The 23,382-nt window shown below is 60.7% G+C and carries 24 protein-coding genes and 1 pseudogene; 18 read left to right on the top strand and 7 right to left on the bottom strand.

What is annotated here, in order from left to right; translation table 11 throughout:
- Positions 1-192: 192 nt before the first annotated feature.
- From FHJ30_RS21975 to FHJ30_RS05815, 3 genes and pseudogenes are all read left to right on the top strand, one after another.
- Positions 193-503, top strand: a pseudogene (locus tag FHJ30_RS21975) (4-hydroxythreonine-4-phosphate dehydrogenase PdxA).
- 158 nt (positions 504-661) lie between these two features.
- The gene (locus FHJ30_RS21320) at positions 662-826 is read left to right on the top strand and encodes a hypothetical protein (protein ID WP_171058939.1); all 165 of its coding nucleotides are present in this window, start codon (positions 662-664) and stop codon (positions 824-826) included.
- 16 nt (positions 827-842) lie between these two features.
- The gene (locus FHJ30_RS05815) at positions 843-1,535 is read left to right on the top strand and encodes a helicase associated domain-containing protein (protein ID WP_139028363.1); all 693 of its coding nucleotides are present in this window, start codon (positions 843-845) and stop codon (positions 1,533-1,535) included.
- 94 nt (positions 1,536-1,629) lie between these two features.
- Here the strand turns inward: FHJ30_RS05815 and FHJ30_RS05810 are convergent, their stop codons facing one another.
- The gene (locus tag FHJ30_RS05810; protein ID WP_240793610.1) at positions 1,630-1,884 is read right to left on the bottom strand and encodes a helix-turn-helix domain-containing protein; all 255 of its coding nucleotides are present in this window, start codon (positions 1,882-1,884) and stop codon (positions 1,630-1,632) included.
- Between the two features lie 261 nt (positions 1,885-2,145).
- Here FHJ30_RS05810 and FHJ30_RS21315 point away from each other — a divergent pair, with 261 nt between their 5' ends.
- The 6 genes from FHJ30_RS21315 to FHJ30_RS05780 all read left to right on the top strand — a co-directional run bounded on the left by FHJ30_RS21315 (position 2,146) and on the right by FHJ30_RS05780 (position 8,003).
- Positions 2,146-2,325, top strand: coding sequence for a hypothetical protein (locus FHJ30_RS21315; protein ID WP_171058938.1), 180 nt, complete (start codon positions 2,146-2,148; stop codon positions 2,323-2,325).
- A 618-nt stretch (positions 2,326-2,943) separates the two neighbouring features.
- On the top strand, positions 2,944-3,285 hold the full coding sequence (locus FHJ30_RS05800) for a hypothetical protein (RefSeq protein WP_139028362.1): 342 nt from the start codon (positions 2,944-2,946) through the stop codon (positions 3,283-3,285).
- Positions 3,286-3,363: 78 nt separating this feature from the next.
- Positions 3,364-3,579 carry a hypothetical protein gene (locus FHJ30_RS05795; RefSeq protein WP_373683118.1) on the top strand — a complete coding sequence of 72 codons (216 nt, stop codon included), beginning with the start codon at positions 3,364-3,366 and terminating at the stop codon, positions 3,577-3,579.
- 25 nt (positions 3,580-3,604) lie between these two features.
- Positions 3,605-4,213 (top strand): hypothetical protein, encoded by a 609-nt coding sequence (locus tag FHJ30_RS05790; RefSeq protein ID WP_306669371.1) that lies wholly within the window; start codon positions 3,605-3,607, stop codon positions 4,211-4,213.
- A 255-nt stretch (positions 4,214-4,468) separates the two neighbouring features.
- Entirely contained in the window at positions 4,469-5,560 is a 1,092-nt protein-coding gene (locus FHJ30_RS05785; RefSeq protein WP_205677039.1) for a tyrosine-type recombinase/integrase, read from the top strand.
- Entirely contained in the window at positions 5,553-8,003 is a 2,451-nt protein-coding gene (locus FHJ30_RS05780; protein WP_139028360.1) for a tyrosine-type recombinase/integrase, read from the top strand. Before FHJ30_RS05785 ends, FHJ30_RS05780 begins: the two co-directional genes overlap by 8 nt.
- Here the strand turns inward: FHJ30_RS05780 and FHJ30_RS21970 are convergent.
- From FHJ30_RS21970 to FHJ30_RS05770, 3 genes are read right to left on the bottom strand one after another with little or no spacing between them, the layout of a single operon-like run.
- On the bottom strand, positions 7,948-8,085 hold the full coding sequence (locus FHJ30_RS21970) for a hypothetical protein (RefSeq protein WP_373683119.1): 138 nt from the start codon (positions 8,083-8,085) through the stop codon (positions 7,948-7,950). The genes FHJ30_RS05780 and FHJ30_RS21970 overlap by 56 nt on opposite strands.
- Positions 8,086-8,111: 26 nt before the next feature.
- Positions 8,112-8,294: a hypothetical protein gene (locus FHJ30_RS05775; RefSeq protein ID WP_139028359.1), complete on the bottom strand. Its 183-nt coding sequence runs from the start codon at positions 8,292-8,294 to the stop codon at positions 8,112-8,114.
- A 54-nt stretch (positions 8,295-8,348) separates the two neighbouring features.
- Positions 8,349-8,927 carry a suppressor of fused domain protein gene (locus tag FHJ30_RS05770; protein ID WP_171058937.1) on the bottom strand — a complete coding sequence of 193 codons (579 nt, stop codon included), beginning with the start codon at positions 8,925-8,927 and terminating at the stop codon, positions 8,349-8,351.
- Between the two features lie 418 nt (positions 8,928-9,345).
- On the opposite strand from FHJ30_RS05770, the gene FHJ30_RS05765 reads away from it, so the two are divergent.
- Entirely contained in the window at positions 9,346-9,810 is a 465-nt protein-coding gene (locus tag FHJ30_RS05765) for a hypothetical protein (RefSeq protein ID WP_139028357.1), read from the top strand.
- Between the two features lie 1,019 nt (positions 9,811-10,829).
- Positions 10,830-11,165, top strand: a complete 336-nt coding sequence (locus FHJ30_RS05760; RefSeq protein WP_240793609.1) for a hypothetical protein — start codon at positions 10,830-10,832, stop codon at positions 11,163-11,165.
- 115 nt (positions 11,166-11,280) lie between these two features.
- Here the strand turns inward: FHJ30_RS05760 and FHJ30_RS05755 are convergent, their stop codons facing one another.
- Together FHJ30_RS05755 and FHJ30_RS05750 are read right to left on the bottom strand one after the other, a co-directional pair.
- Positions 11,281-11,982, bottom strand: a complete 702-nt coding sequence (locus FHJ30_RS05755) for a hypothetical protein (RefSeq protein WP_139028355.1) — start codon at positions 11,980-11,982, stop codon at positions 11,281-11,283.
- A 284-nt stretch (positions 11,983-12,266) separates the two neighbouring features.
- Complete coding sequence (locus FHJ30_RS05750) at positions 12,267-12,476, bottom strand: hypothetical protein (protein WP_139028354.1); 210 nt, start codon at positions 12,474-12,476, stop codon at positions 12,267-12,269.
- A 495-nt stretch (positions 12,477-12,971) separates the two neighbouring features.
- On the opposite strand from FHJ30_RS05750, the gene FHJ30_RS21850 reads away from it, so the two are divergent.
- The 3 genes from FHJ30_RS21850 to FHJ30_RS05740 all read left to right on the top strand — a co-directional run bounded on the left by FHJ30_RS21850 (position 12,972) and on the right by FHJ30_RS05740 (position 15,431).
- Positions 12,972-13,103, top strand: coding sequence for a hypothetical protein (locus FHJ30_RS21850; protein ID WP_257223521.1), 132 nt, complete (start codon positions 12,972-12,974; stop codon positions 13,101-13,103).
- A gap of 749 nt (positions 13,104-13,852) precedes the next feature.
- Positions 13,853-14,338, top strand: a complete 486-nt coding sequence (locus FHJ30_RS05745) for a hypothetical protein (RefSeq protein WP_139028353.1) — start codon at positions 13,853-13,855, stop codon at positions 14,336-14,338.
- A gap of 508 nt (positions 14,339-14,846) precedes the next feature.
- A complete protein-coding gene (locus FHJ30_RS05740; RefSeq protein WP_139028352.1) occupies positions 14,847-15,431 on the top strand; it encodes a hypothetical protein in 585 nt (194 codons plus the stop codon).
- A gap of 378 nt (positions 15,432-15,809) precedes the next feature.
- On the opposite strand, the gene FHJ30_RS05735 is transcribed toward FHJ30_RS05740, so the two are convergent.
- The gene (locus tag FHJ30_RS05735) at positions 15,810-16,517 is read right to left on the bottom strand and encodes a hypothetical protein (protein ID WP_139028351.1); all 708 of its coding nucleotides are present in this window, start codon (positions 16,515-16,517) and stop codon (positions 15,810-15,812) included.
- 215 nt (positions 16,518-16,732) lie between these two features.
- On the opposite strand from FHJ30_RS05735, the gene FHJ30_RS05730 reads away from it, so the two are divergent.
- From FHJ30_RS05730 to FHJ30_RS05715, 4 genes are all read left to right on the top strand, one after another.
- On the top strand, positions 16,733-17,059 hold the full coding sequence (locus tag FHJ30_RS05730; RefSeq protein WP_139028350.1) for an NYN domain-containing protein: 327 nt from the start codon (positions 16,733-16,735) through the stop codon (positions 17,057-17,059).
- On the top strand, positions 17,056-19,176 hold the full coding sequence (locus tag FHJ30_RS05725; protein ID WP_139028349.1) for an N-6 DNA methylase: 2,121 nt from the start codon (positions 17,056-17,058) through the stop codon (positions 19,174-19,176). Before FHJ30_RS05730 ends, FHJ30_RS05725 begins: the two co-directional genes overlap by 4 nt.
- A 103-nt stretch (positions 19,177-19,279) precedes the next feature.
- A complete protein-coding gene (locus FHJ30_RS05720; RefSeq protein ID WP_139028348.1) occupies positions 19,280-22,114 on the top strand; it encodes a DEAD/DEAH box helicase family protein in 2,835 nt (944 codons plus the stop codon).
- Positions 22,111-23,355, top strand: coding sequence for a restriction endonuclease subunit S (locus tag FHJ30_RS05715; RefSeq protein ID WP_139028347.1), 1,245 nt, complete (start codon positions 22,111-22,113; stop codon positions 23,353-23,355). The genes FHJ30_RS05720 and FHJ30_RS05715 overlap by 4 nt, the downstream gene beginning before the upstream one ends.
- The last annotated feature ends 27 nt before the right edge of the window (positions 23,356-23,382 follow it).

The raw sequence follows: 23,382 nt of genomic DNA, 5'->3' as shown, positions 1-23,382 counted from the left end.
TTTCAGCTCACAATCGCAATCTATTTCGGCAGCGTTCCCGAAGCACGCTCAGGGCGGTTCCGTCAGCCAAAGTTGCCGCAATAAGGTAAAAATCCAAAAATGTCCAGATCGCGGCTTTTCAAGTACGACGTGTCCTCATCATCTAGCTTCCAGCCTTTGCCCTAAGACCAGCGAATATCCACTGAGCCGGGCGTGAAGGCCACGCAGGCGGACGGGATCAACGCGGTGGGCCCGCTGCCAGCGGACACGCTGTTCTTCCTGGCCGGCCGGGGCGATTACGACCTGGTGGTGGCCATGTACCACGACCAGGGCACGGCCCGGTGAAGGTGCTGGGCATCGAGGCCGGCGTGAACATCACCGTTGGCCGGCCGGTGGTCCGCACGTCCGTGGACCATGGCACCGCGTTCGACATCGCCGGCAAGGCGATCGCCGATTCGCGGTCCATGGTGGAGGCGCTGCACCAGGCGGCGGAGATGGCCACCCGGCCGTCCGTCGCCGTGTAGCGCTGTTTCTTTGCGGGCCGGAACTAGCATGGGTAGCACTGCCACCGCCGTGCCCAAGGGAAGGAGACCTGGAATCCTCACCGCAAAAATGTAGTGATGGCAAGGACTCGACGCGCTCCTCGCGTAGCCTAGGGGCCAAGAACGATTGGGGGGTAGTAATGAGTTTGAGTCCAGCCTTCGGCATCATGGGCATCCTATACGCGGTCTTCATGATCACAGTAGCCGTCCTAGCGGTGTACGCCCTAGTCCTTGCCATCATCTTCCTGCGGCTGCGCATTGCGGAGCTGAAGTGCGCTGCTGGGCACGAGGTGCGTTCGAGGTGACGAAGCAGAACAGCCAGTGACCCCAGCCAGGCGGCGACCTGCCCCGGATGTCGAATGGGTGCTGATGTACCGCAAAGGTATCCCGACCCCGAAGATCGCAGCGCTCGCCGGCGTTGCCGAGACGACGGTTAGGTACCACATAGCCATCGCTGCCAAGCAGGATCCGAGCCTGCGGGATACCCATAAAGTAGCCCTTCCGGCACCCGATCCCCGAACCACCGAGGCCGGCCAGCGGAACGTCGAAGACCTCCTGGCGTTCTATGAAGTGGAAGGCCGCCTTCCCGTCCACGGCCGGTCCACCCGCGAGTCAGCGCTGGCGGGGTGGCTGACACGTCGCCGCGAGCAGGCAGCCGCCGGCACCCTCTGCCCCGCCTATGGCGAGGCGTTGGACACCATCCCTGGCTGGCGGGACTACCCTAGCAAACGCGACGCCGACGCAGCCCGCTGGAAGCGGCGCCTAAACGAAGTGGCCGACTACTTGGCCGCCGGCAACGACTGGCCACGACACAACAAGACCGACGACCGCGAAGAACGCCTTCTGGGGGTCTGGCTGCACACCCAGCGCATCGACTACCGCGCCGGGAAGCTAGCGGCAGCTAAAGAAGTCGAACTCAACACAGTCATCCCGGGCTGGCGGCAGGGTCGACCGCGCGGGGGCGGGCACAGTCGATTAAGAAACCAGCAATCACCAGGAACGGGGGATCAGTGAGCATCGAGCATATTTCTTCACCGTCTTCAGCCCCGATCCAAGCGAACCCCAGCGCGCGATCCTGAACGTCAGGCGTCGCAGTGTGCCCGATTGGCTACTCCTGATCGCCGGTCTCCGGGCCATCTTCGAGCTCGCCGACAGCAATCCGCTCGGCGGTGCGCCGGTACGCCTGCTCAATGTAGTCCTCGACGTCCTGGCGGCCGATGCGCCAGAGGCCCCTCCCACCGACCTGAAAAGCCCGCAACTCCCCTGTCCTGATGAGGCCCTGAACAAGATTCTGCTTCACGTTCAACTCATCTGCGACTTGCGCCATAGTCAGGAAACGGGGCTGGTTTGGTTCAGCAATCACCGGCCCATCCTACTCGGGGGTTCGTGGCCGGTGTTGGAACAAAGCGCGTCACCCCCCGGTTGACGGGCAAGATAACCGCGGCCGCCTTTTTGGAAAAGTGAAGCCGTGATTTGGCCGGTGACAGCCTGAATTTTGACGCCCTGCAGCGGCGCTTGCTGGCTCCAAGGGCGGGACTGCTGGCCCTTGTCCGGCAACAGCCGGCGCAGATCCCCGCCCCGGTAGCGTAGCCCGGCCCCGCCGGATCAGTCCTTCGACCCTGGCGTGGTTGAACCCGGGGTGGGCCTCGTCAATGACCAGGTGGAGCCGTTCCTCGAAGGCCATGCCAAGCACGAGCGTCTCGTCCTGGGCCTGGAGCGCCTCCAGCATCGGGGCTGCACCCATCTCACGGAGCTTGCGCTTGGTTTCGGTATCGATCCCGCTCACTTGGCACCACCTGCGTAGTATTCGGCGCCGCGTACGTAGCCGCCGTGTTCAGCCGGTTCATCCCGGGCAGTCTGAGACCGGCGGCTTTGTCCTGCTCTGTGGCCAGGATCGGCTGCAGATGCGCATACCGCGGGGACCGCACGCGGCCTGTCAACGCAAGCCGGCAGGCCGCTTCGACCCGTTCGGCGGAGTAGCCCAGGGAAAGCCGCAACACGGCCAGTACCGCGTCCAGGCCCTGCTCATGCACCGGGACGGACTCCAAGCTCCGGTTGACTACGGTCACCGCCCCCGGGCCGATCCATCCGGCCCGCTCCCGCACCCGGGGCGGGTCCCACTGCCGGTACTTCTCGCCGGCGGGCAGGTCGGCATCGTGATGCGGTACTTGTTGGCCGCGCCCTCGGGCAGCAGCAGGTGGCTGGTCAGCCGTTCGGTGCCCCAGTAGGCATGGATCACCCGATCGGTGATCCGCAGATCCACCGTGATGCCGATAAATGAGCAAAGGGCACCGAGTAGTAGTTCCTCTCCCAGACCACATGCCCGCTCCGGCCCACCCGGCGCCCGTAGACCCACCTGCTGATGTCGTAGGACGCCGCCGGCAACCGCGTCAGCAGCGGCTGCTCCTCGGTTGCGAACACGCTGGCCCGGGACCCGGGCCGCTTTGCGGCCGCGCTGCAGGCGCAGTACGCACGGCGGGCCGGCCCAATCAGGCTGACCGTGGAAGAGCTCGATTTCGAGCACTTCCCGGTCAAGAACGGGTATCCGGGGATTCCGGTGAAGGCGTGGATCCGGTTCCCGAACTGCGCTGAGCTGGTGGACGGTGAAGTGTTCGCCTGGACAGCGAAGGCAGCCGAAGTGACGTGGAAGGACGGGCCCGTCACGTACCGGACCTGGGTGTGGAGTTCGGCGGTCACCCGCCGGGAAGAAATGATGAACAGAAATTTGGGAGAGCGGACCAACCGTGACAGCAACAGTATGTGAAACAACCATCGACGCCCCCGTGGATGTCCGCTTCACCGCGGCCGGCACTCCCCTCACCGTCCGCTACGACGGGCGGACATGGGCGGTAGCAGCCGAGCGCTGCACTGGTTCACCAGGGACTCCTGGTGGGAGACCCAGCGAACCGTGCCGGTCGGCGTGGGGAACGTCGTGGACATCGAGCACTGGCGGCGCCAGGTCCGTCTCGGCGGCTCCGGCTCGCAGTTGCGGACCTTTGAACTGCGCCGGGAACCCCTCTCGGAGCAGTGGTTATTGGAGGCCATCGCTGACATCTGAGCCAGGCTGTGCGTAGCGTAGGGCCATGGACCACGTAGCCGGGTTACCGGCTGGGCTTGCGCCGCCGGTAAAAGTCGCGCTGGCCCGCGCCATCGCCAACATGCCTCGCGGTGACGCATCCCACGGGACTCTCCTGTTTGAACCCAAGTGGGATGGGTATAGATGTGTTGCAGTCAGGGATGACCATGGCGCCACACTGTGGTCCCGGCAAGGGAAGGAACTGACGGGGTACTTCCCTGAGATCTTGGAGGCCTTGGCGGGGCAGGTTCCGCCCGGTTGTGTCCTCGATGGTGAGGCCGTCGTTTGGTCCGGTGACAGGCTCGATTTTGACGCCCTGCAGCGACGCCTGGTCGCTTCAAAGGCCGGCCTGCCCGCCCTGATCCGGGAACAGCCAGCATCGTTCGTTGCCTTCGACCTCTTAGCTGTCGCCGGGCACGACATCAGGGACACTCCGCTGAAGCAGCGCCGAGAGTTGCTGGAACAACTTGCCGCAGGCTGGATGCCGCCGCTGAACCTCTCCCCCCATCACCCAGAACCGCGCTCAGGCACTCACATGGTTCGAAGAACTGCACCACGCGGGCCTGGAAGGGCTCGTGGTCAAAGGTGCCGGACAGAGCTACCAGGGAGGCGTTAGGCAGTGGTTAGTTAACTGCACTTAGGTCAGCGCGCCGTCCGCATTTTCGGCTTCCGTGGTTGTAAGCCTGAGGGCAGGGGGTATCTCAGCTGCGACCATCAAGGGTGATGCCGGATGTCAGAGCAATCCTCCTCAGATTTCGATACCCGGCGCGGTCTCCGCGATGGGTCGATTGAGCTGGCCCGAGTTGGCTGGGTCGGGCGTGGCCCTGGGCCCCATGAGCCGTATGTCCTGCGGGATCCCGACGGTGAGATCGTGGCCGAGGTCAGCAATTGGATGCGGGATCTCGCCGTTGCTGATTTGAGCCCGCGAACGATGCGCTCGTACTGCTACGCGGCCTTGATGTGGTTTCGCGTGCTGTGGACGCTGGGAGTTTCATGGGATCGCGCCACAGAGGCTGAAACGGCGACACTGGTGGGCTGGCTCCTGGTCGCTCCCAACCCGCAGCGCAGGCGGTCCTCGGGATTGTCAGGTGGGGTGAATATCAAAACCGGTAAGCCGGACCTTAAGGCCGGGTACGGGGCGGCCACCGTCAATCTGACGCTGGCTGCCGTGCGGAACTTCTATGAGTTTGAAGCCCGCTGGTATCGCGGACCTGTTGTGAATCCTGTTCCAGCGACTTCCCACCGGCGGCGGGCCCTGGCGCACCGCAGCCCGCTGAAGATGAACCAGCGATTTCGGCGCGCACCTTACCGTCGCCGTTCTGGCCAAGGCATGCCGCGGTCGATTCCGGACGGGCAGTGGGTGGAGCTTTTCGCGTCCATGGCCTGTGACCGGGATCGGGCATTGTTGGAGTGCTTTGTTTCTTCGGGCGCGCGGGCTGAGGAGCTTCTGGGCGCCCAGGTCAGTGATGTCGATTGGGCGAATCAGCGATTGTCGGTGATTTCGAAGGGAAGCCGGGAGCGGCGGTGGGTGCCGCTCTCACCTGAGGCCATGTCGTGGCTGGGGCGGTATCTGGCAGCATTTCCCGCCTCCCCCGGCGCTCCATTATGGCGGACGCTTCGTGGCCCTGAGAGGCCCTTGAGCTACGCGGCCGCACGTCGCCTCGTACAGCGCGCCAATTCCGCCGCGAACACGAATTGGACGTTGCACGACCTCCGGCACACGGCTGCAGTGCGGATGGTGAACAGTGGGGTGCTCACCCTGCCCGAGGTACAGGTTGTCCTTGGCCACGCGGACCTGCACACGACCAGCCGCTACACGGTGCCCAGGGCGGAAGAAGTGATCATCAAGATGCAGGAGTTCCATTCCCGGATCCAGCAGCCGCCGCACGGCTACAGTCCGGGCTACGCGGCCGAAGACATCCAGGCCGTTTTCGGCCATGCCGCAGGAGGCGGTGATGTCTAGGGCGACCATCTCCACGACCGGAATTTATAGCCGCCGGGAGATCCCCGCGGCCGACGCGTCGGTGGTTCGTGCCCGGTCGCACCAGATTGGTGGCAGCAGCGCCCTGGTTACCCCGGCCGCGGCGCCCCGAAACCTGCCCACACCGTTGGGGGACCTCAGCCGGGCCTCCAGCGCCGACCTGCAGGCGGCGGCCTGCACACTGCTTCCCCGCTCGGGGCTGCAGCTTGAGAAGCGGCGCCGGTGCATCCGGAAGGTGACAGAGCACCTGTCCACGTTTGATGGCCTGACGTGGCAGGATCGGTGGGACGCCAGCGGGTATGACACATCCGAGGAACGGCTGGCGTCGCTGAACCCGCCCGCGTCCACAAAGAGCTGGACGATGACGAGCGGGCTGACGTGGCTGGTGGGAATGCGCGTGATCGTCCCGTCCGTGCTTACGCTGCGCCGTGACGTGGTTTGTGATTTCGCCATGATCTTCCGCGAATGCCAGAAGGACCCGCTGCTGGAAGAGGTCGTCGACCGCATCCGCAGTGCCACGAATCCCGATCTTCAAAAGCACCGCGCGCTCACCGAGCTCTCCTATCTCCTGGCCAGCCAGGGTATTCCCGTTTCGGACCTCACTCCGGGGGCGTTGATCCACTTCGACCACGAACTGCGGAAAGTCGGCCGGGGCAAGGAAACTTACGAGCGGCAGATCGGTGCCCTCATCTGGGAAGTCCTGCACAGCATGGGAAGGTTCCCGGAAGGGACACCGGCAACGATCCGGATGGCACGGCAGGGCGGTCCGCGCAGCGTGGAAGAGTTCGTCGATCGATACGGTGTCAAGGACGCCGGAATGCGTCAGTTGCTCATCGACTACATCAACCAGCGCGCCGCGCTGGGCATGGACCATTCCAGTCTCCGGGGGCTCACCGCGCATCTGGTCCGGAACTTCTGGTGCGTCATCGAGCGCATTAACCCCGGACAGCATGACCTGGACCTGACTGAGGAAACCTATGAGGCGTGGCGGCAGGACGTCGACACCATCACCACCCCTGAGGGGCCAAAGCCCCGGCAGGGCATCTGGGACCTTCTCATCGCTGTCCGCGCCCTTTATCTGGATCTGCAGACCTGGGCGATGGAAGACCCGGCGCGCTGGGGGCCGTGGGCCACCCGGTGCCCCATCCCTCCGATCGCCAGCCGCGGCTACAGTGCCGGCCGGCGCCGGCAGGCCGAGCGGATCGCGGACCGCACCCGGGCACGCCAGCCCCTCCTGGACCACCTCCTCCGCCATGTCGGGGCGGAGAAGGAACGCCTTGGGTCCTTTCGGGCAGCAGCCACTGACTCACAGGGCGATGCCGGTTTCGACTTCAACGGCGTCCATTACACACATATCCGCCGCACCACCGGACCGAGGGCACCGCTGAAGGGTCCGCGGGCCCGGCGAGGTGTCGAGTTTGAAGAGCCTCCCGAGCCGGAGCGGCAACTGCGGGTGCGCGGGCCGGCCGGGGAGACCATCAACATCAGTGCCGAAGAGGACCGGGCGTTCTGGACCTGGGCGGCCGTCGAAGTGCTCCGTCTCACCGGAATACGGCATGAAGAACTCCTGGAGCTCAGCCACCTCTCCGTCAGGCAGTACCGGCGGCCCAACGGTGAGGTCGTCGGCCTTCTGGTCGTCGCCCCATCAAAATCGGACCGGGAGAGGGTGATCCCGATGTCCCCGGAGCTGTTGCACGTCATCGCGGAGCTTATCCGGCGGCACACGACCAATCTCGGACTCATCCCCTTGGTCCGACGATGGGACCCTCACGAGCGCGAGCACGGCGAGCCGCTCCCGCACCTTTTCCAGTACACGGCCGGACCGCTGCGCGGGGTGTTCAGCACCTCCCGGATCGCCAAGCTCCTCCACATGGCTTGCGCCGCCGCCGCGAAGGACCGCCCTGAATTTGAAGGACTCAGCTTCACTCCGCACGATTTCAGGCGCATCTTCGCGACCGACCTCGTCAACAATGGCCTGCCGATTCATATCGGCGCGGCATTACTAGGGCATGCGAATCTTCAGACCACCAGGGGCTACGTGGCAGTGTTCGACGAGGACGTTGTCCGCCACTACCAAATGCATATGGCCAGCCGCAGGGCGCTGCGGCCAGAGCACGAGTATGCGCAGGTGACCGTTCAGGAATGGGAGGAGTTCGAGGAACACTTCGATAAACGAAAAGTCGAACTCGGTGCCTGCGGCAGGCCCTACGGGACCCCCTGCGCGCATGAGCACGCTTGCGTCCGGTGCCCTATGCTGCATGTGGAACCGCGGATGATCCTCCGGCTGGACGAACTCGAATCCGATCTGATCGCACGGAGGGAGCGGGCCGAGAACGAAGGCTGGAAAGGGGAAGTTGACGGGATCGAACTTACCCTGGGGCACCTGCGCGACAAACGGGCCCGTGCCATGCGGTTGCAGCATTAGCCGGCCCCGTGGCGCCGCAATCGTTGCCCGAATGCTCCGCGTGAAGCCTCAAATCCCGTTCTAGAGAAGTGTACGATTTGATGCCTTGCCAGCCGGACGAATGCTCGACTAGATCGTTGAAGAATTTCGAAGGTCATCGAAGCCGTTTCCGTAGTGCGCGGCGACTTCTCGGTGCGCCACCAGATCCTTCAACTCTACGGACACGGCTATACTTTCTAGTTCTCCATCTGGTGACCGCTTCACGTCTTCAAAAATGATCCGCTGAGCGTGCCCGACCTCTACTTTGTTCATGATGCAATTCTTATATCGTTCCGGCCTAGGGCCCGGGCCAGGCCTTGGTTGTAGCTATACGATGGAAGCCCGATCAATCTCCCAGTAACGGAGACCGGTGTCCTCAAAGCGTGACTCCAACGCCTCAACTCCGTCGGCAACTTTGAGATCGCGTTCTGCTTTCGTAATGGGTAGCAGCCAAAGGAACTCCACGTGACGGTCGCCGACGTGCGCGATCTCCAAGTCAGGGCCGAACGGATATGGCAAGGACACCAAGAAGTGATCACATTGGGAGCCCGCCATCCAGGGTTCCCCCAACGGGAGGGTATGCCCTAGGCCCAGCTTGCCCTCTCGGTGGTAGAAAACAGTCATCGCGAGCAGTTCGACGGCTCGAATGTCTTCAATAGCCGTGCAGAGTATGAATTCAGTCCCAACGTTCTCTGCTTCGGTTGCAGCCCAACCACCAACAGAAACGTAGGTCCAGAGTCCTTTGGGATTTGATGGGGCTACTCTAAACACACGGAAGTGTGGGTTTTGCTCCAGGATCGGGCCTGAAGTCCAGGTGAAGGCCTGAATTTCGTGCCCATCGAAGAAGTTCCGCACATGCTGCTCGAGCGCTCCGCAGACGTCGTCACAAGGAGGGAAGTCAGCCACGGCTACACACCCACCCAGCAGTAAAGAATTTTGCCGTCCGGCCGATCAATCACGGCCGCGGCTTTCTTATCAGTCCCAGAGGAGAAATAGTCAGAGTGCCCCATGAGGGACATTCTCCATGACCAGCAAAGGCTTCGCTAAATGGAGCTACACAAGGGCGGTAAGCCCGACGATGTCGAAGACCGAACGATCTTCCAGAGTGCACTTGACGAATATAGAAGCATCCGAGCTGGCCAGCAGCAGTTCGGAATCTCGTTCCCAATGGCTCTAATTCTGCCGCAGCTCGCCGAAAGGCACTGACGATTTAAGGAACCCTCATGACATGGATACCGCAAAGTTCCGACGATAGGCCCGCATAACCCTTGGGATTCGAGACGCAGAGGTTATGCAACACCCGCACGTATGTAAGGCTGATCAAATGCAGCTTCAGCCGACTCCTGACCAGGCCATGGCGTTGTTAGCCTCCGGTCTGTTAGACGTCGAGGCCTTTCCTGACATTGCGGCCCAGTGGCTGGCACATGGCATGGATTCGGAGAACCTTCGCATGCTTGCCGGCGCCAATCACGAGGATCCTTACGACATCCGTGACTTATGGGCAGCAACCCTAAAAGACCTCGAGCTCCAGCCCGTACCACTTGAAAACCGATGGCAATTGATCTGGGCATACGAACTAGCCACGTGGAAAGTTGGCGAGCGAACCAAGGGGCAAGTCCTCCGTGACGCCGTTAGGTACCTTCAAGAAGTCGAATATGAAGACAGGGACGCCGAGGAAGCCTGGCACCTTTGGTATCTGTGGGACGAGCTCGGCAGCACCTACGACCCGCCTAGGACCGACGCTGAGATTTGGGCCGATGTGGACAGCTACCTCAAAAGCTTCGATTGACCTATTGCTCAACCGCCGTGACTCAAAACCCTAGGGATTCGAGGCGCTGAGGTTACGAGACACTGGAAATCCTTACCACAGGGGAAACTGCTCGAATTTTGAGCTATAGAAAGAAGGCAGCCAGTCCCGTATTGTCACCATGAAATGACGGTACCGTGCTCTCCGAGCTCGGTGTGTAGTCCTGAACATGGGGTGGGAATGTTTGGAGTAGGGCCGTTTTCGCGTTCCCAGAAGTTGATACTGACGATTGGCACGTCAATTCTCACCTTACTGGCTCTAATCAGGTGCGTGATCTTTGTAGTTACGGGCAATAGTGAGTGGCCGTGGACAGCATGGACGGTCCTGGTGGGAGTAGTCATGCTCATATGGATACGCCGTGTTCCAATCAAGGAGCCGGGCCGATGACTCCAGTCGGTTTGACGCTTTTCGGGCTGGGATTCCTGGGCCTGCTCATTGCGGTACTTTACGGGTTCATCGACAAACAACGAACCGGTCAACTCTTTAGGCGGAAAGAGGTCTTTGTGCCTTTGCTAGTCGTTTCAGGTGTCCTAGGCTTCTCAGGAATTTTCGTCGTTTACCTCTCGCAGTCCTAATAACACGGCCACAACAACCTCGATCAAGACACGTGGGCCTAGGGTGTGGGATGTCCGGGTTCCCGCTGAAGGACCCTCAGCCGGAGCGTGGGGCGTCAGAGAGTCGTCTTTGCCGCGATGAAGACACCGACGCTGTCTTCTATGGCTAGGGATTCGAGGCACTGCGGTTATGAGACAACAGCGGTCGAGCTGTTTCGAATGGATCTTGCCACGGGCGATTGTGCCAAGCAACGACATCTTCCCTAGAGTTCGAGGTCTTTCTCGGAAGGGCTGGCACGCAATGTTCTCCAGACGTGGATACGATGGCATTTCACCGAGAGCCTGAGGGGGCAGTGCCATCAAAACCGTACTTTTTCTTTGCTTACAGTCACATTTGCAGCTGGACTGCTTTTGAGCGCCTGTTCAGACTCTGGCAGCTTGCAGGTTATGGAACGAACAGCAACCGCTTCGGATCAGCTTCCTGGAGACGTCAAACTCAACGACGTGACGCTGGACAAGGTACTCCTTGTTGCAGAAGCCAATGGGAAGAAGTACTTCGTGGGGCAGGGCAATGAAGGACCGCACGCTTGTCTGATCACGGTCCCTACTGACGGGTCTGGTTGGCACTCCGGATGCACTGATGCCACAAAGGGTGAACTAGTCAAGACCAGCGGCCCAGACCAAGAATCCTCAATCCTGGCAGCTGACGGTTACGACACCAAGGAATTGGAAGCCAGCGGGTGGACGAAGATTCACGAGAACGTCCTCGTTTCTGATGGATAAACGGCTCCGAAGGATGGCAAAGCGAATCTGAGCGCCTCGAATCCCTAGGGATTCGAGGCAGAGAAGTGATGAGACAGACGGAGCCTCAGACCATTCCCTACTAGAAGACCGGGGGCTAGACGATGGCTTCGTTATTGAGCTGCCGGCGCTGGGAACGGCGTGGGAGCCTCCAGGCCCAATATTCAATCATGAGTCCCGCCGTCGCGGCCCCACCCGCGTACATCCAAGGCGAGGACCATGACCCTTCGGGGGTGGGAATTGCAAAGACAACCATCACGGCAGCCACGGCCAGAAGGACCTCCACGGCCGCCTGCAGAGGCCTGGTCCGGTACTCAGGGTAGGCAAGCCGGACCAGAGGGATGATCGGGAGCAGGAAAAGGCCGAGGCTGAAAATCACCCAGATGATGTTGAACGTGAAGACCACCAGGCCCAGCACCAGCAGCCCAAGGAATTTCAACACGTCCGTGGTCCTGAGCGCATTCGCTGACGTCCATCGGCTCAGCATCAGCCCCCAGGCCGGGAGTCCGAGCAGCCAGCCGCCACACCAATAACCCAGGTCCAGCAGCGACAGGACCACGAGCAGCGCACCGGGAAGCAGGAACGCCACGGCCTGCCGCAGTGACGGGAGTTTGCCGGTCGGGCCGAAGATACAAGCCCCTATCAGCATGTAGGCGGCCACGTACCCGGGTAATAGCTCAATCACGGGCACCTGCGTCATGCCGAACACCAGAAGAGTCAGCGAGGCGACCATGACGCAGACCGCGGCGAAAGCCCACGGACGGCGGTCAGTGTTCGGCGTGGCATCCCCCAATGTCATGGACGCACTCTACCGGCTTTAGAGGGGCGCGGAGCCAAACTCTGAATATGCCGGAAAGTGAGCAGCCTGTGTTGAAACGCTAGGGATTCGAGGCACATAGGTTACGAGACACAATGAGCCGGGCTGCGCGCAGCGCCGGGTGCCCGTAAGGGGATGCCCTACCGAACGCCGTCTGGGCCGGCAGCCAACAAGTGGCTCTCGGAGGTGCCATTAGTGGTTGCAAAATTCGGGCTAGGCCGAAACGGTAGGCAAATGGGCGCCTCAACCACTGAACCGCAGAGGTGCTATTGTGCGTCTTTTTCGACTATCCCGCGACGTTGCCGGGCAAGCTTTATCACCACAAATATGGTCACGACAGTGGCGAGGACCAGCCCCAAGAGCACCCGCTCCGGGCGAAGATCAATAAGCACGACAATCACTGTTGCGACGTAAAGCCCCACGATTTGAGGCCACGACGGATCACGATATCTCCATCTCCTGCGCTCAGTCGCCATGTGCGCACTCTAGACCACCTCGTGTCATCAAGACAGGTCCAGCGAGACTTGGGCGCCCAGAAGGGAGCGTGCCTACTGTCCGTAAGCCGGTCCCCTTCAGGGCGCTTCGTTGGGCGGCTGAGGTTTTGAACCCCTCTTCGTTCGCTTGCCGAGCCACTCCTCGCGGTAGGCGTCAACTTCGGCCGCCTTCTTATTGCCGAAATAGGCTCCGATCAATGGACCAAGTCCAGCTCCTAGGCCAATCAAGGAGTACTGCCACCCTTGCGTCAGCCCGATGGCCCCGCCAATTACGACTGATAACCCCAGTGCGAGGAGAAGCGACTTGCCCGTAACGGTCCTATTCAGTGTCATCTCCGGATCATGCGGTAAATCGATCCACCAAACAAGAGGCCGCCCGCAAGGGGATCGGCTTACGGACGAGATTCAGGGCACGTGCGAGACGCCGAAGGCGACAAATCACGCCGAATATGTTTCAGCGTCGGTTAGTCTGCGGGTATGAAACCCCGCGGAATTCTCATCGCTGCTCTCGTCCTGGTGATTATCGTGGTTGCCGTAATTGTGGCCTGGGCAACGTTCGGTGACCGCCCAGGCCCCATGAGCTCCACTGCGCTCACTAGCGCCCGGTGACCGATCCTTCAACGACGGGCTGTCCGGTGAAGGATCCCTCATCGGGCACCCCGAGCCCGGTGACAGGTGTCAGACGCCGAAAGCTGGTTTGGTAATCAGCCAACGCGCCTCTCTAGACCGCGGTATAGAGCTGGACAAGTGTAAGTGCTCCGATAACGAGACTCGCCATGCCAACCATTCCCGATCCAATGATGCAAAACTCCTTTGCTCGGGTACCCGGATGTAAGAAACCGGCGGCGGACAGACCTAAAGCCAAGATTCCCGCACCCCCAATACACAGAACCGCAGAAAAAGGGCGGATAGGCAGGACGTTGGCCAGGAACGAAGAGAGCGGGAATGCCAGAAGGATTAACGCCGCACCTACCAGTGCAGTCAAAGCCAGGCCCACGCGGCTCCATCGATAATCGCTAGTCACCTTGCCCCCTAAGTGGATTGGATTACCTCTATCTTCATCTCGCCGGTCGCTGTCGGCTAGTCCGGACATGCTGTGTTCGTAAGGCGATCCCCATACGGGCCAGCTCCATTCCCCGGTGTCTCATAACCTCAACGCCTCGAATCCCTAGCCATAGAAGACAGCGGATCGCGGGTGTGGCGACCGGTTGAGGATCCTTTACCGCTTGTGTTCAGCAAGGCGGCAGGGGCCGGAACGGCCCTGCGTCGAATTCATCGAGGGCGAACCGCGGAATAAGTGCGGCGTTCCAAGCGGAATCCTGATGCTATTTAAGCTGACCACGCTGTAGCGTGCTCCCGTGGGCTACTTCATACGAGCGTTTTGCACTTTGGGCGAACTCCCGCCTCTCCGTTCAGTTCTGGCGTCTGCTGCTGATCATGGCAGCAATCTTGCCCTCGATCCTGCACTCACCAGTCCAGACACTCTCGAAGACACTGGCTGGACGCGGGCGGGCATCGGGTACAAGAACAACAAAGCGCCTATTCTTCTCGAGGTAAACCGGGATATCGAAGAAGAGGATTCTTCGATGCGCGAAGAGGTAGAGGAGTTTCTGGAGTTCCTTGAAGATGCCCCGAGAAATAGACACAGAAGGCGCGTAGAAAAGCATCTAAAGAACACACGATTCATCGTTTCCGCCCAATTGCCAACGAGCAACATTGACGAGGATGGCTTCGCGGCCTTGGGGCACGTCCTTGAGTACTTCATCGACAATAACGGAGCCATCATCCAAGCGGATGGTGAGGGATTTTACGAGGGCCGCAAACTCATTGTTGAGCTGGACTAACACGTCCTGAACCCGCCCTACGTCCGTCCAGAAATCCCCACTAGGCGCCTAAAGCGTCCGACGGGCGGCCAGTGAAAGGGCGTAAGGCTCATTGCTCATGAAACTGTTGTTCACTCGGGCACGGCAGAAACCTGAAGTTGCCGCACATGAAGGCCAGCCCTCGCTAAATGGGCGGATGTGGTTCCGTAGGGATCCGGTGACGGGCAGTGAACCCTGTCCCGAACTGAGGCGATGTGTCTCAAATCCCGTGCCTCAAAACGCTAGGGATTCGGAACACATGGGTTATGAGACGTAGCAGAGCAAAGCAGGAGGCGCACCTGCACTTGAAGGGGACCGTTACCAAACTATTCACGCCGGTTCTTCACCAGACACCCAACTGAACTGACTTACCCGTGGGCAACCTGTGCATCTGCTGCATCGTCTGTACTGGCCGGTGACCTTAATGTTCCAATGCGGGTAGTTGAAGCAGAAGCGTTCAATGTCCCCGTTCCCTTGAAAGGAAGGGCTTGTGATCCAGTCAGCAGCTTTTGTTATGCATGCAGCAGGCCATGCTGTGGATTTTGTTGTTGAGCCTTTTCCTCCGGCAGACCCTGCAGCCGCCTTGCAAGCTGCGATGCGAGGGGAGAGACAGGAAACTCCTTTGATGGTCCCTTTAATCTCTACCGGTGTGGAGTCGGGACCAATTCACTTATCAGTGGAGGTCATGGAATCACGCCCGGAGGCAATTTCTCCTGGCTGGGAAGACATCCATGAGGTGTCCCTGATGCTCCCCGCGGGTCGGGCGTATTTCAACACACCCGCCGGCCGGGGAATGAAGGAACTAGGCGCTATCATGGCTGATGAAAGGGGCAGCTACCGTGCGCGGCTCCACGCGATTGGCAGGGACACAGCCTTCGACCTCGTCGTTGAGGCGCCCGTTGAACAGCACATGATCCAATTTTGGAAAGAATCGTCCTCGCCGCCATCCGTTATCTCTTCTGCATTAGAGCGAGGTAAGAGCCTGCCGCGGTTCATCAAGATGTGGCAGGGAACGCCCATGGCTACAGCACAAGCCGAACCGCGACTCGTATCCACGGAGCACCCGCTGAAGTGATGTGGCCGAGGAGGAGCTAAACACCGGTCGTTCAATCGCTGAGATTCACGGACTTGCCTCGAGAAGGATGTCGTCGGGCCCTTGCTGATTACCCGCCCGCAAAACTCCCGGTGAGCCCTGGCGCTACACGCCAACTCGTCTCGAAACCCTTGGGATTCGAGACGTCTCAACGAGAGAGCGGCCGCCTCACCTGCACTGATACCGTTTCTCGCCGAAGTTGGGGATCTACGAGGGCGAGGGCAATTCTCGTAACTATGTCTCGTAACCCTCAGGCAAAAATGGAGTGCTCATCGTTAGTTATGAGACAGGTGGCGCCCAGTCTCTGGCCGAAGAATTTCGGTTGTCTTCCCGCGCGACAGGACTCGACAATGATCAGGGCTATTCCTGTTCTGCTCCCGCGAGTGGGAATGCTGGCACAGCACGCCAGCTCGGCGGCTTTTCCCCGAGAGCGATGGCAGTCTGCGTGACCAAAGCCTCCGAGGAGTGCCTGAAAATGCGGGCACAGGTAATAGCGCCATGAAGGGTGAGGGAGTATTTGTTGTCCTTCTGCGGCCGCAACACAGAAGACGCGTGAAGGCCCTGCCGCATAGGTGTCGGCCAGTGTTCGGACAGGTAACCGCGCGTTAGCCCATGTGCCAGTGAATGACGGACCTGCAACCATCCATCCGCTTGGTCAAGGGCCTGTTCCCAGGAAATATCTACTTCAGCCCGCCAGTTGCTCTGTCCCAGCTGAGGCGGCGAGAACACTGTCAAAGCGAATTGGCTGCGCCAGGTATTTGGAGACCAGTTCCCAAGTTGGGAAACCAGATTCTTTTCAAAGTCCCGAAGGGACGGAGAATTGGTGTTCGCCAGTTTGGCAATCTGAGCGAAGCTCAGTCCTCGTTTGGCTCCTACGACGGCAATAAATTCCTCTAGAAATCCCTCGAAAGCGGACACGGATGTCAGGACTATGGCCGGTCCCAGTGCCATGTGTTTAGCCTCAGGCCTGTGCTTTTTCCTCACATGCAGCTGTTGAAGCCCGTTGGGGACGGCGAGACTCTTTGCGTAGCGGGCTACAACACTCTTTAATTCCGGCGCGTAAGGCATGCTGAGGAGTCTAGCCAGCCCATCGCGCTAGGCAGGGAAGAGCCGCGATATGCGAAGTCCCAGCATGGACCGCACTGCCCGGCAAAACAACAAACGTGGGCTAGTGGCACCCCTGATACGCGAGGCTCACCACATTCTGCCTGTGATCGAGCCTCAAGTTGCCGTCCAATCAAGCCTTCCCACACCCGTCGGCCAACTCGCGGCATAGAAAGGGTATGACCAATTACAAGAACCGCAAACGCAGGAACGACCAGGACCAGTCCAAGGGGCCTTTGCAGCGACTGGCCCGCCTCAGTGGCGAAGCGCTCCTTCATGGCGTTTGCCGGCACTACGACCGCGTTGTCTTGGCGTCGGGAGACCACGCCTTCGCGTATGCAGTTGCAGCCCTCAAAGCCGAGGGCGTACAGGTCATCGTTATCCGGCCCGACACGGGGTTCTCAAATAGGATGCGGTTGGTCGCAGGCCCTGACCTCATGCTGCTCAAGTCACCCGTCCCCGCCAACGTCATCAATCTGTTCCGCACAAACAAGAAGGCTGCATGAGCGCCCCCAAGAACACCCTCACACTCTCCGCCAGCGACGTTGCCCAACTAGCAAGCGTAGGTCGCTCCACTGTCAGTAACTGGCGCCAACGCCATGACGACTTCCCCAAACCCGTCGCCGGCAGTGCGGCAAGCCCACGCTTTGACGCAACCGAAATCCGTGCCTGGCTTAATGCCAACGGCAAAGAGATTAAGGATCTGTCGTTCGACCGCACAATATGGAGCGCCATGGACCTATGGCGCGGTATTGCGCCTCCCGAAGAACTGGGCGGGCTTGCCAGCGCGCTGATCAGCTGGCGGTACGTCTCGGACCCCAACTCCCCTGGTTTTGACGAAACACTGCCAGCGGAAACTTGGTGGCCGAACCTGCGTGAAGTTGGATCCGAAGGCGACCTCATCCGCCGGATCCAGCACGGCATGCATTCTTATGAGGCTTCCCACCCGGAGCGCCACCCTCTCTTTGAGGCAGTCGCTGGTAGCGGAATGAGCAATAGGCTGTTGCAAGAAATGGAGAGGCGCTCCGGGCTACTCACCCGGTTCTTAGACGCCCTCAGTAGCTTCGACGCCACCCGTATAGGCGAAGCCTTCATCTCCTTCCAGGACCACTTGACGTATTCCGCACGCCGCGGCTACGACGAGCACGCCACCAGCCCCGCCCTCGTGAACCTGGTAGCGACGGTCGCAAAAACCATTCCTGGCCCGGTGCACGATCCAGTAGCCGGCTCCGGACGCATGCTCCTAGCCGTCGGCAGCCAGGGCAAGAGCCGTACCGCGCTGACTGGCCAGGACATCAGCGTCGCAGCCTGCGTGGAGGCGAACCAGCGAGCCTTGGTCACTGCCCGCGAGAACGTGAGAGTGCGACCCGGAGACGTCTTCCAAAACGACCTTTTCGAACCAGGACTCGCGCAGGTCGTGGTCATGGATCCCCCCTACAATGCCTCCTACCATCAACACGAACGTCTTTACCTAGACCCACGTCTGCCCTATGGAACCCCGCCAAAGTCGAGCATGGATACTGCATGGCTTCAGCTTGCGCTGTGGTACCTCGGCAGCCAGGGGCGCGCTTTCGTCCTACAGCCTGCGGGCAGCGCCTTCCAGAGCGGACCAGCCGGCCGGATCCGAGCTGCCATGCTGCAGCACAGGACCGTCGAGGCAGTCGTCGCGCTGCCCGGCGGGCTCGCCACTCAGACGCAGATCCCCCTGAACCTGTGGGTCTTGGCGCGCTCTCATGAAACGAGCGACCCGGAGCGGGTATTGCTAATTGACCTGCGTCACAGCACAGACGTAAATGCTGATGCCGTTGCCGATGCACTTCAAGGTTGGCGCGACAGTCGCTTGGTGCCGACCAAGCTGCCGGCCGGAGCGTTCACCATCGCCGAGATTCTCGCAGACGACGCGAACCTTACGCCGCAGCGGTGGCTTTCTTCCACGGAGGCAGCGCCGGCTGTGGAAGAAGTGCGCGCCAACGTTGAGGAGCTCCATCGAGCGGTGATGCAGACCAAACCGCTGGACAAACTCAATGCGTCCTCCCTGGCTGCTGCTGCACAGGCTCCGAAGCTGATTTCGGTTTCCGACCTCGTGAAGGCCGGAAGTGTGATGGTCCTCAAGGCCAACGAGCGCGTCCGCGAGACTGACTACAGCAGCGAGGGCACGCCAGTAGTTACTGGTCGATGGATTCGCGGCGAAGTGGAATCAAAACGCATTAACCTGAGCATCCTCGAAGGCGCTCATGTCATCACCCGGCCCGGCGACATCCTCGTCCAAAACATGGGCGGACTGGCAGCACGCATGGACTCTGAAGGCGGGCGGGCGCTACTTAGTTCGAGTTTCCAACTCCTCCGACTGACAAGCGATTCCGTAATCCGACCACAATTCCTCGCCGAGTTCCTGGCGACATCCAGCAACCACGCGCAGGCAACAGGTAGCGGGATCCAACGTATCCGTCTTCAGGACATCAAGATCCCACTGTTGACGCTGGAGGAACAGGACAAGGTGTTGGCACGGCTCGCGGAAATACGCCACCTCCACGCGGCGGCCCACGCCGTCCTCAACGCTGCCACCAATACCCGCCAGAATCTTGTCGAAGCAATTGCCGCTGGAACCGTCCGAATCACGTGATGTCGACCACCGCGCAGATTAGGCTGCTCCAAGGAAAGCCCAGAGACATGCCAGGGGTGTTCCTAGGAACACTAGGAACACCACACCTTCGAAGGACACGCTCTTGACCACACCAGACTCCAACTTCACCTCGGGCACCGCTGCGGGGTCACGCGGTAATCTGCATGACATTATGAATATGCAGCAGGGGGATGCGGAGCGGCTAGCAGCGGAGGCACGTGCGCGCGTGCTCATCGACCGACAACTCAACGATGCGGGCTGGTCGGTACAGGATAAAAGGCAGCTGAACCTGTTCGCCTCTCAAGGCGTTGCCTGCCGTGAAGTCGTCATGAAACCCGGTCATGGCCGTGTGGACTATTTGCTGTACGTTGATCAGCGTGTTGTCGGCGTGATCGAGGCAAAACCAGAGGGCACAACATTGAGCGGCGTGGAGTGGCAATCCGCCATGTACGCCGACGGACTCCCACCCCACGTACGGCTCAAGGCCCTGACCCACGCCGGCCGATTGCCGTTCACTTTCGAAGCAAGCGGCACCGAAACCCACTTCACCAACGGCTACGACCCCGATCCCCGCTCACGGCGACTGTTCAACTTCCCCAAGCCGGAGACACTGGCCCGGATACTGCGCGACGCAGAGGCTGACCCGGACGCGCCGACGTGGCGCGCGAAGGTCCAGCAACTCCCTGCACTGGACACAGTTGCACTGCGCCCGGCGCAGATCACCGCCATCAAAGGAATCGAGCAGTCGCTCTCTGCGCAACACCACGACCGCTCCCTCGTGCAGATGGCGACCGGCGCCGGCAAAACCTACACCGCGGTCACCAGCTCGTACCGTCTGCTGAAGTTTGGCGGGTTCCAGCGGATCCTGTTCCTGGTCGACCGCAACAACCTCGCGGACCAGACACTTGCGGAGTTTCAGAACTACCAGACCCCAGGTGACGGGCGACGATTCACCGAAATTTACAACGTCAACAAGCTCACCAGTGCCGGCATGCTCGGAAGCACCAACATAGTAATCTCCACGATCCAGCGCGTTTACAGTGCCCTTCAAGGCAGGGAGGTAACGCCCGGTGACGACCCCGGTTTGGACGACTTCGTGCCCGACGCCCCGATCACCGTGGCCTACAACTCCCAGCTAGAACCCGAGACATTCGACCTGGTGATCGTTGACGAGGCACACCGTTCGATCTACGGCGTATGGCGAGGCGTTCTCGAGTACTTCGACGCCCATGTCGTCGGGCTGACCGCCACTCCCGGCAAACAGAGCTTCGCGTTCTTCCGACAGAACCTGGTGTCTGAATACACCTACCCGCAGTCGGTCGCAGATCGTGTCAACGTCGACTTCGACCTCTATCGGATCCGCACCGAGATTTCCGAGCACGGCGCCCGCATCGAAGCCGGGACGATAGTGCCAAAGGTCGATCGCCGCACCCGCAAGGAGCGCCTTGAGGCGATAGAAGAAGACTACGAATACACGCACAAGCAACTCGATCGCGCAGTCACCGCAAAGAGCCAGATCCGGTTGGTACTGGAAACCTTCCGCGACCGGCTATTCACCGAGATCTTCCCGGGCCGCTCCACAGTGCCCAAGACTCTGATCTTTGCCAAGGACGACGCGCACGCCGAGGAAATTGTCACCACAGTGCGTGAGGTCTTCGGCAAGGGAAACGACTTCGCCGCAAAGATCACTTACAACGCGCGTGACCCCAAGGGTCAGCTGCAGGCCTTCCGCACCTCGCCCAGCCTCCGCATAGCGGTTACCGTCGACATGATCGCTACCGGCACCGACGTCAAACCTCTGGAGTGCGTGTTCTTCATGCGCGACGTCCGATCGGCGCAGTACTTCGAGCAGATGAAGGGCCGCGGCGCCCGCACCATCGCTCCCGCGGACTTCCAGTCCGTCACACCTGACGCAGCGACCAAGGCCCGGTTCGTCATCGTCGACGCCGTTGGAGTGACCGAGCACGACTTCGTCGACCCGCCGCTAAACCGGGAAAAAGGCATCTCGCTCAAGAAATTGCTCGACAAGGCGGCCACGCTCTCCCTCACCGAGAACGAAACCGCTACGCTCGCCTCGCGGCTCGCGAAACTTGAGCTCGACCTCACCCCAGCTGAGCGCGACGAGCTCGATGCCGTGGCCGGCACGCCGATGCAAGATATCGTGCGGAGGCTGGTCGACGCGGTAGACCCGGACACTCAAGCGATGGCGACAGCGGGCGCACCCGACCAGGCCGCAGCAATACAGAGAACCCTGGATGATGCGATCAAACCTCTCGCCGCGAACCCCGAGCTCCGCAACCGCATCCTCGAACTGCGAGCTACCCACGACCGGGTTATAGACGAGGTCAATGCCGACACTCTCGTCGCAGCCGGCGGTGTTATCGACACAAGCCGCGCCCGCTCGATTGTGGAATCCTGGCGGGCCTACCTCGACGAGCACCGCGACGAGATCACAGCGATTCAGCTGATTGGTGAAGCACGGGAACGGCGTATCGCTTTCGCCGACATCCAAGAGCTAGCTGACCGAATAAGCCGGCCTCCGCACCATTGGACCCCCGACCTTATTTGGAATGCCTACGAGGCGCTGCACGCTGGTCGCGTGCGGCACAGTGACCGGCACACCCTCACCGACTTAGTAGCACTGCTACGCTATACGGTCGGTGTTGATGACGAGCTGGTTCCGTACGCCGACCGTGTTCGTGAGAGATACGCTGGGTGGCTGATTCAGCAAGAACAGCACGGCACCCAATTCTCACACAAAGAAAGGTGGTGGCTGGACCGCATGGTTGAAGTGATCGCAGCCTCTGCAGGCATCACCGCCGAAGACCTCGACGAAGCACCGTTCACCGAACGCGGCGGCGTCGACGGAGCCCTGCGCGACCTCGGCGACCGAGCTGGCATACTTCTCGACGACCTCAATATGGAGCTCACCGCATGAGTTGGGAGCAGCGGCCACTCAAAGACGTCGGCCAATGGTATGGCGGCGGTACGCCATCGAAATCTCGGCCTGAGTTTTGGGACAACGGGTCAATCCCGTGGCTCAGCCCGAAGGATATGGGACCAGCCGTGCTAGTCAACACAAAGGATCACATCACTCCGGCGGCAGTCACTGGCTCAGTGGTACGTCCGGTCCCTGCAAACTCTGTTGCACTCGTGGTGCGTTCTGGAATCCTCGAGCGAACCCTGCCGGTCGCAATGGTGCCATTCGAAACCACGCTCAATCAGGACATGAAGGCCATCTCACCCAACGACGACGTCGACGCTCGTTGGATCGCGTGGGGACTGCGGGCGTTCGAAAGTCAACTGCTTCGCACCACGCGCAAGGCAGGGACAACCGTGGCATCCATTGAGGTGCCCCGGCTTCGCGCGTTCAAACTCCCGATTCCCTCCCTATCTGAGCAACGACGGATTGTGGAGATCCTCGAAGACCATCTTTCCCGCCTCGACGCCGCAAGAGACCAATTGGAGCAGATTCGCGGCCGCCTCGCCGCTCTCCGGCAGGCGAGTCAGGAAATTGCAGTGGCTCCCAGTGACGAGAGCTGGCGGCAATTGTCTGTCGACCACATTACCGATGGAGACAGAACCGGAATTGTCATTGGCCCGTTTGGCAGCAATCTGACGACTCGTGATTATCGAGCTGAGGGAACTCCACTGGTGTTCGTCCGGAATGTGAGGGCGCGCGACTTCGCCCTCGAACCGAAATTCATCGATCCCAATAAGGCGGCTGAATTGTCATCCCACCGCGTTGTTGAGGGCGACGTCGTGATCACCAAGATGGGAGATCCACCGGGGGACACGGCAGTTTATCGAGGGAAACCAGCCGTAATCACAGCGGACATCATCAGGCTTCGGCCGAGCCTCGAACACGATCCTGACTTCGTGGCGCTTGCGCTCTCCGCGTCAAGCGTGCGGCGCCAGATGCTATCAATCACAAGCGGCGTGGCTCAGAAGAAGGTCAGCCTGGGCCGATTTCGATCGACCGTTTCATTGAGCATTCCCCCCCTCGCCGTTCAAAGGCAACGGATGGAGACGCACCGAGCGACATGCGCGGCCATTGATCGGATGGACGCTGTGGTCGCTTCATCTATAGACCGATCGCGTGCCCTGCGGGGAGCGATCCTGGCGGCGGCGTTCAGCGGGAAGCTGAGCGGCAGCCGTACCGGTCCGGAAGCCATCTGATGTCGGACCGCTACTCGGTGACGGGCG

The sequence above is a fragment of the Arthrobacter sp. BB-1 genome (assembly GCF_006151685.1).
In the GTDB taxonomy this organism is placed as follows: domain Bacteria; phylum Actinomycetota; class Actinomycetes; order Actinomycetales; family Micrococcaceae; genus Arthrobacter.
Note: the sequence above shows the minus strand (reverse complement) of the source record. Positions and strands in the feature narration are given on the sequence as shown.

Coding starts and splice junctions, on each gene's coding strand:
- FHJ30_RS21320 (WP_171058939.1), top strand. CDS start 662: ATGAGTTTGAGTCCAGCCTTCGGCATCATGGGCATCCTATACGCGGTC.
- FHJ30_RS05795 (WP_373683118.1), top strand. CDS start 3,364: ATGGGCGGTAGCAGCCGAGCGCTGCACTGGTTCACCAGGGACTCCTGG.
- FHJ30_RS05790 (WP_306669371.1), top strand. CDS start 3,605: ATGGACCACGTAGCCGGGTTACCGGCTGGGCTTGCGCCGCCGGTAAAA.
- FHJ30_RS05780 (WP_139028360.1), top strand. CDS start 5,553: ATGTCTAGGGCGACCATCTCCACGACCGGAATTTATAGCCGCCGGGAG.
- FHJ30_RS05775 (WP_139028359.1), bottom strand. CDS start 8,294: ATGAACAAAGTAGAGGTCGGGCACGCTCAGCGGATCATTTTTGAAGAC.
- FHJ30_RS05765 (WP_139028357.1), top strand. CDS start 9,346: ATGCAGCTTCAGCCGACTCCTGACCAGGCCATGGCGTTGTTAGCCTCC.
- FHJ30_RS05760 (WP_240793609.1), top strand. CDS start 10,830: ATGGAACGAACAGCAACCGCTTCGGATCAGCTTCCTGGAGACGTCAAA.
- FHJ30_RS05755 (WP_139028355.1), bottom strand. CDS start 11,982: ATGACATTGGGGGATGCCACGCCGAACACTGACCGCCGTCCGTGGGCT.
- FHJ30_RS05750 (WP_139028354.1), bottom strand. CDS start 12,476: ATGGCGACTGAGCGCAGGAGATGGAGATATCGTGATCCGTCGTGGCCT.
- FHJ30_RS21850 (WP_257223521.1), top strand. CDS start 12,972: ATGAAACCCCGCGGAATTCTCATCGCTGCTCTCGTCCTGGTGATTATC.
- FHJ30_RS05735 (WP_139028351.1), bottom strand. CDS start 16,517: ATGCCTTACGCGCCGGAATTAAAGAGTGTTGTAGCCCGCTACGCAAAG.
- FHJ30_RS05730 (WP_139028350.1), top strand. CDS start 16,733: ATGACCAATTACAAGAACCGCAAACGCAGGAACGACCAGGACCAGTCC.
- FHJ30_RS05725 (WP_139028349.1), top strand. CDS start 17,056: ATGAGCGCCCCCAAGAACACCCTCACACTCTCCGCCAGCGACGTTGCC.
- FHJ30_RS05715 (WP_139028347.1), top strand. CDS start 22,111: ATGAGTTGGGAGCAGCGGCCACTCAAAGACGTCGGCCAATGGTATGGC.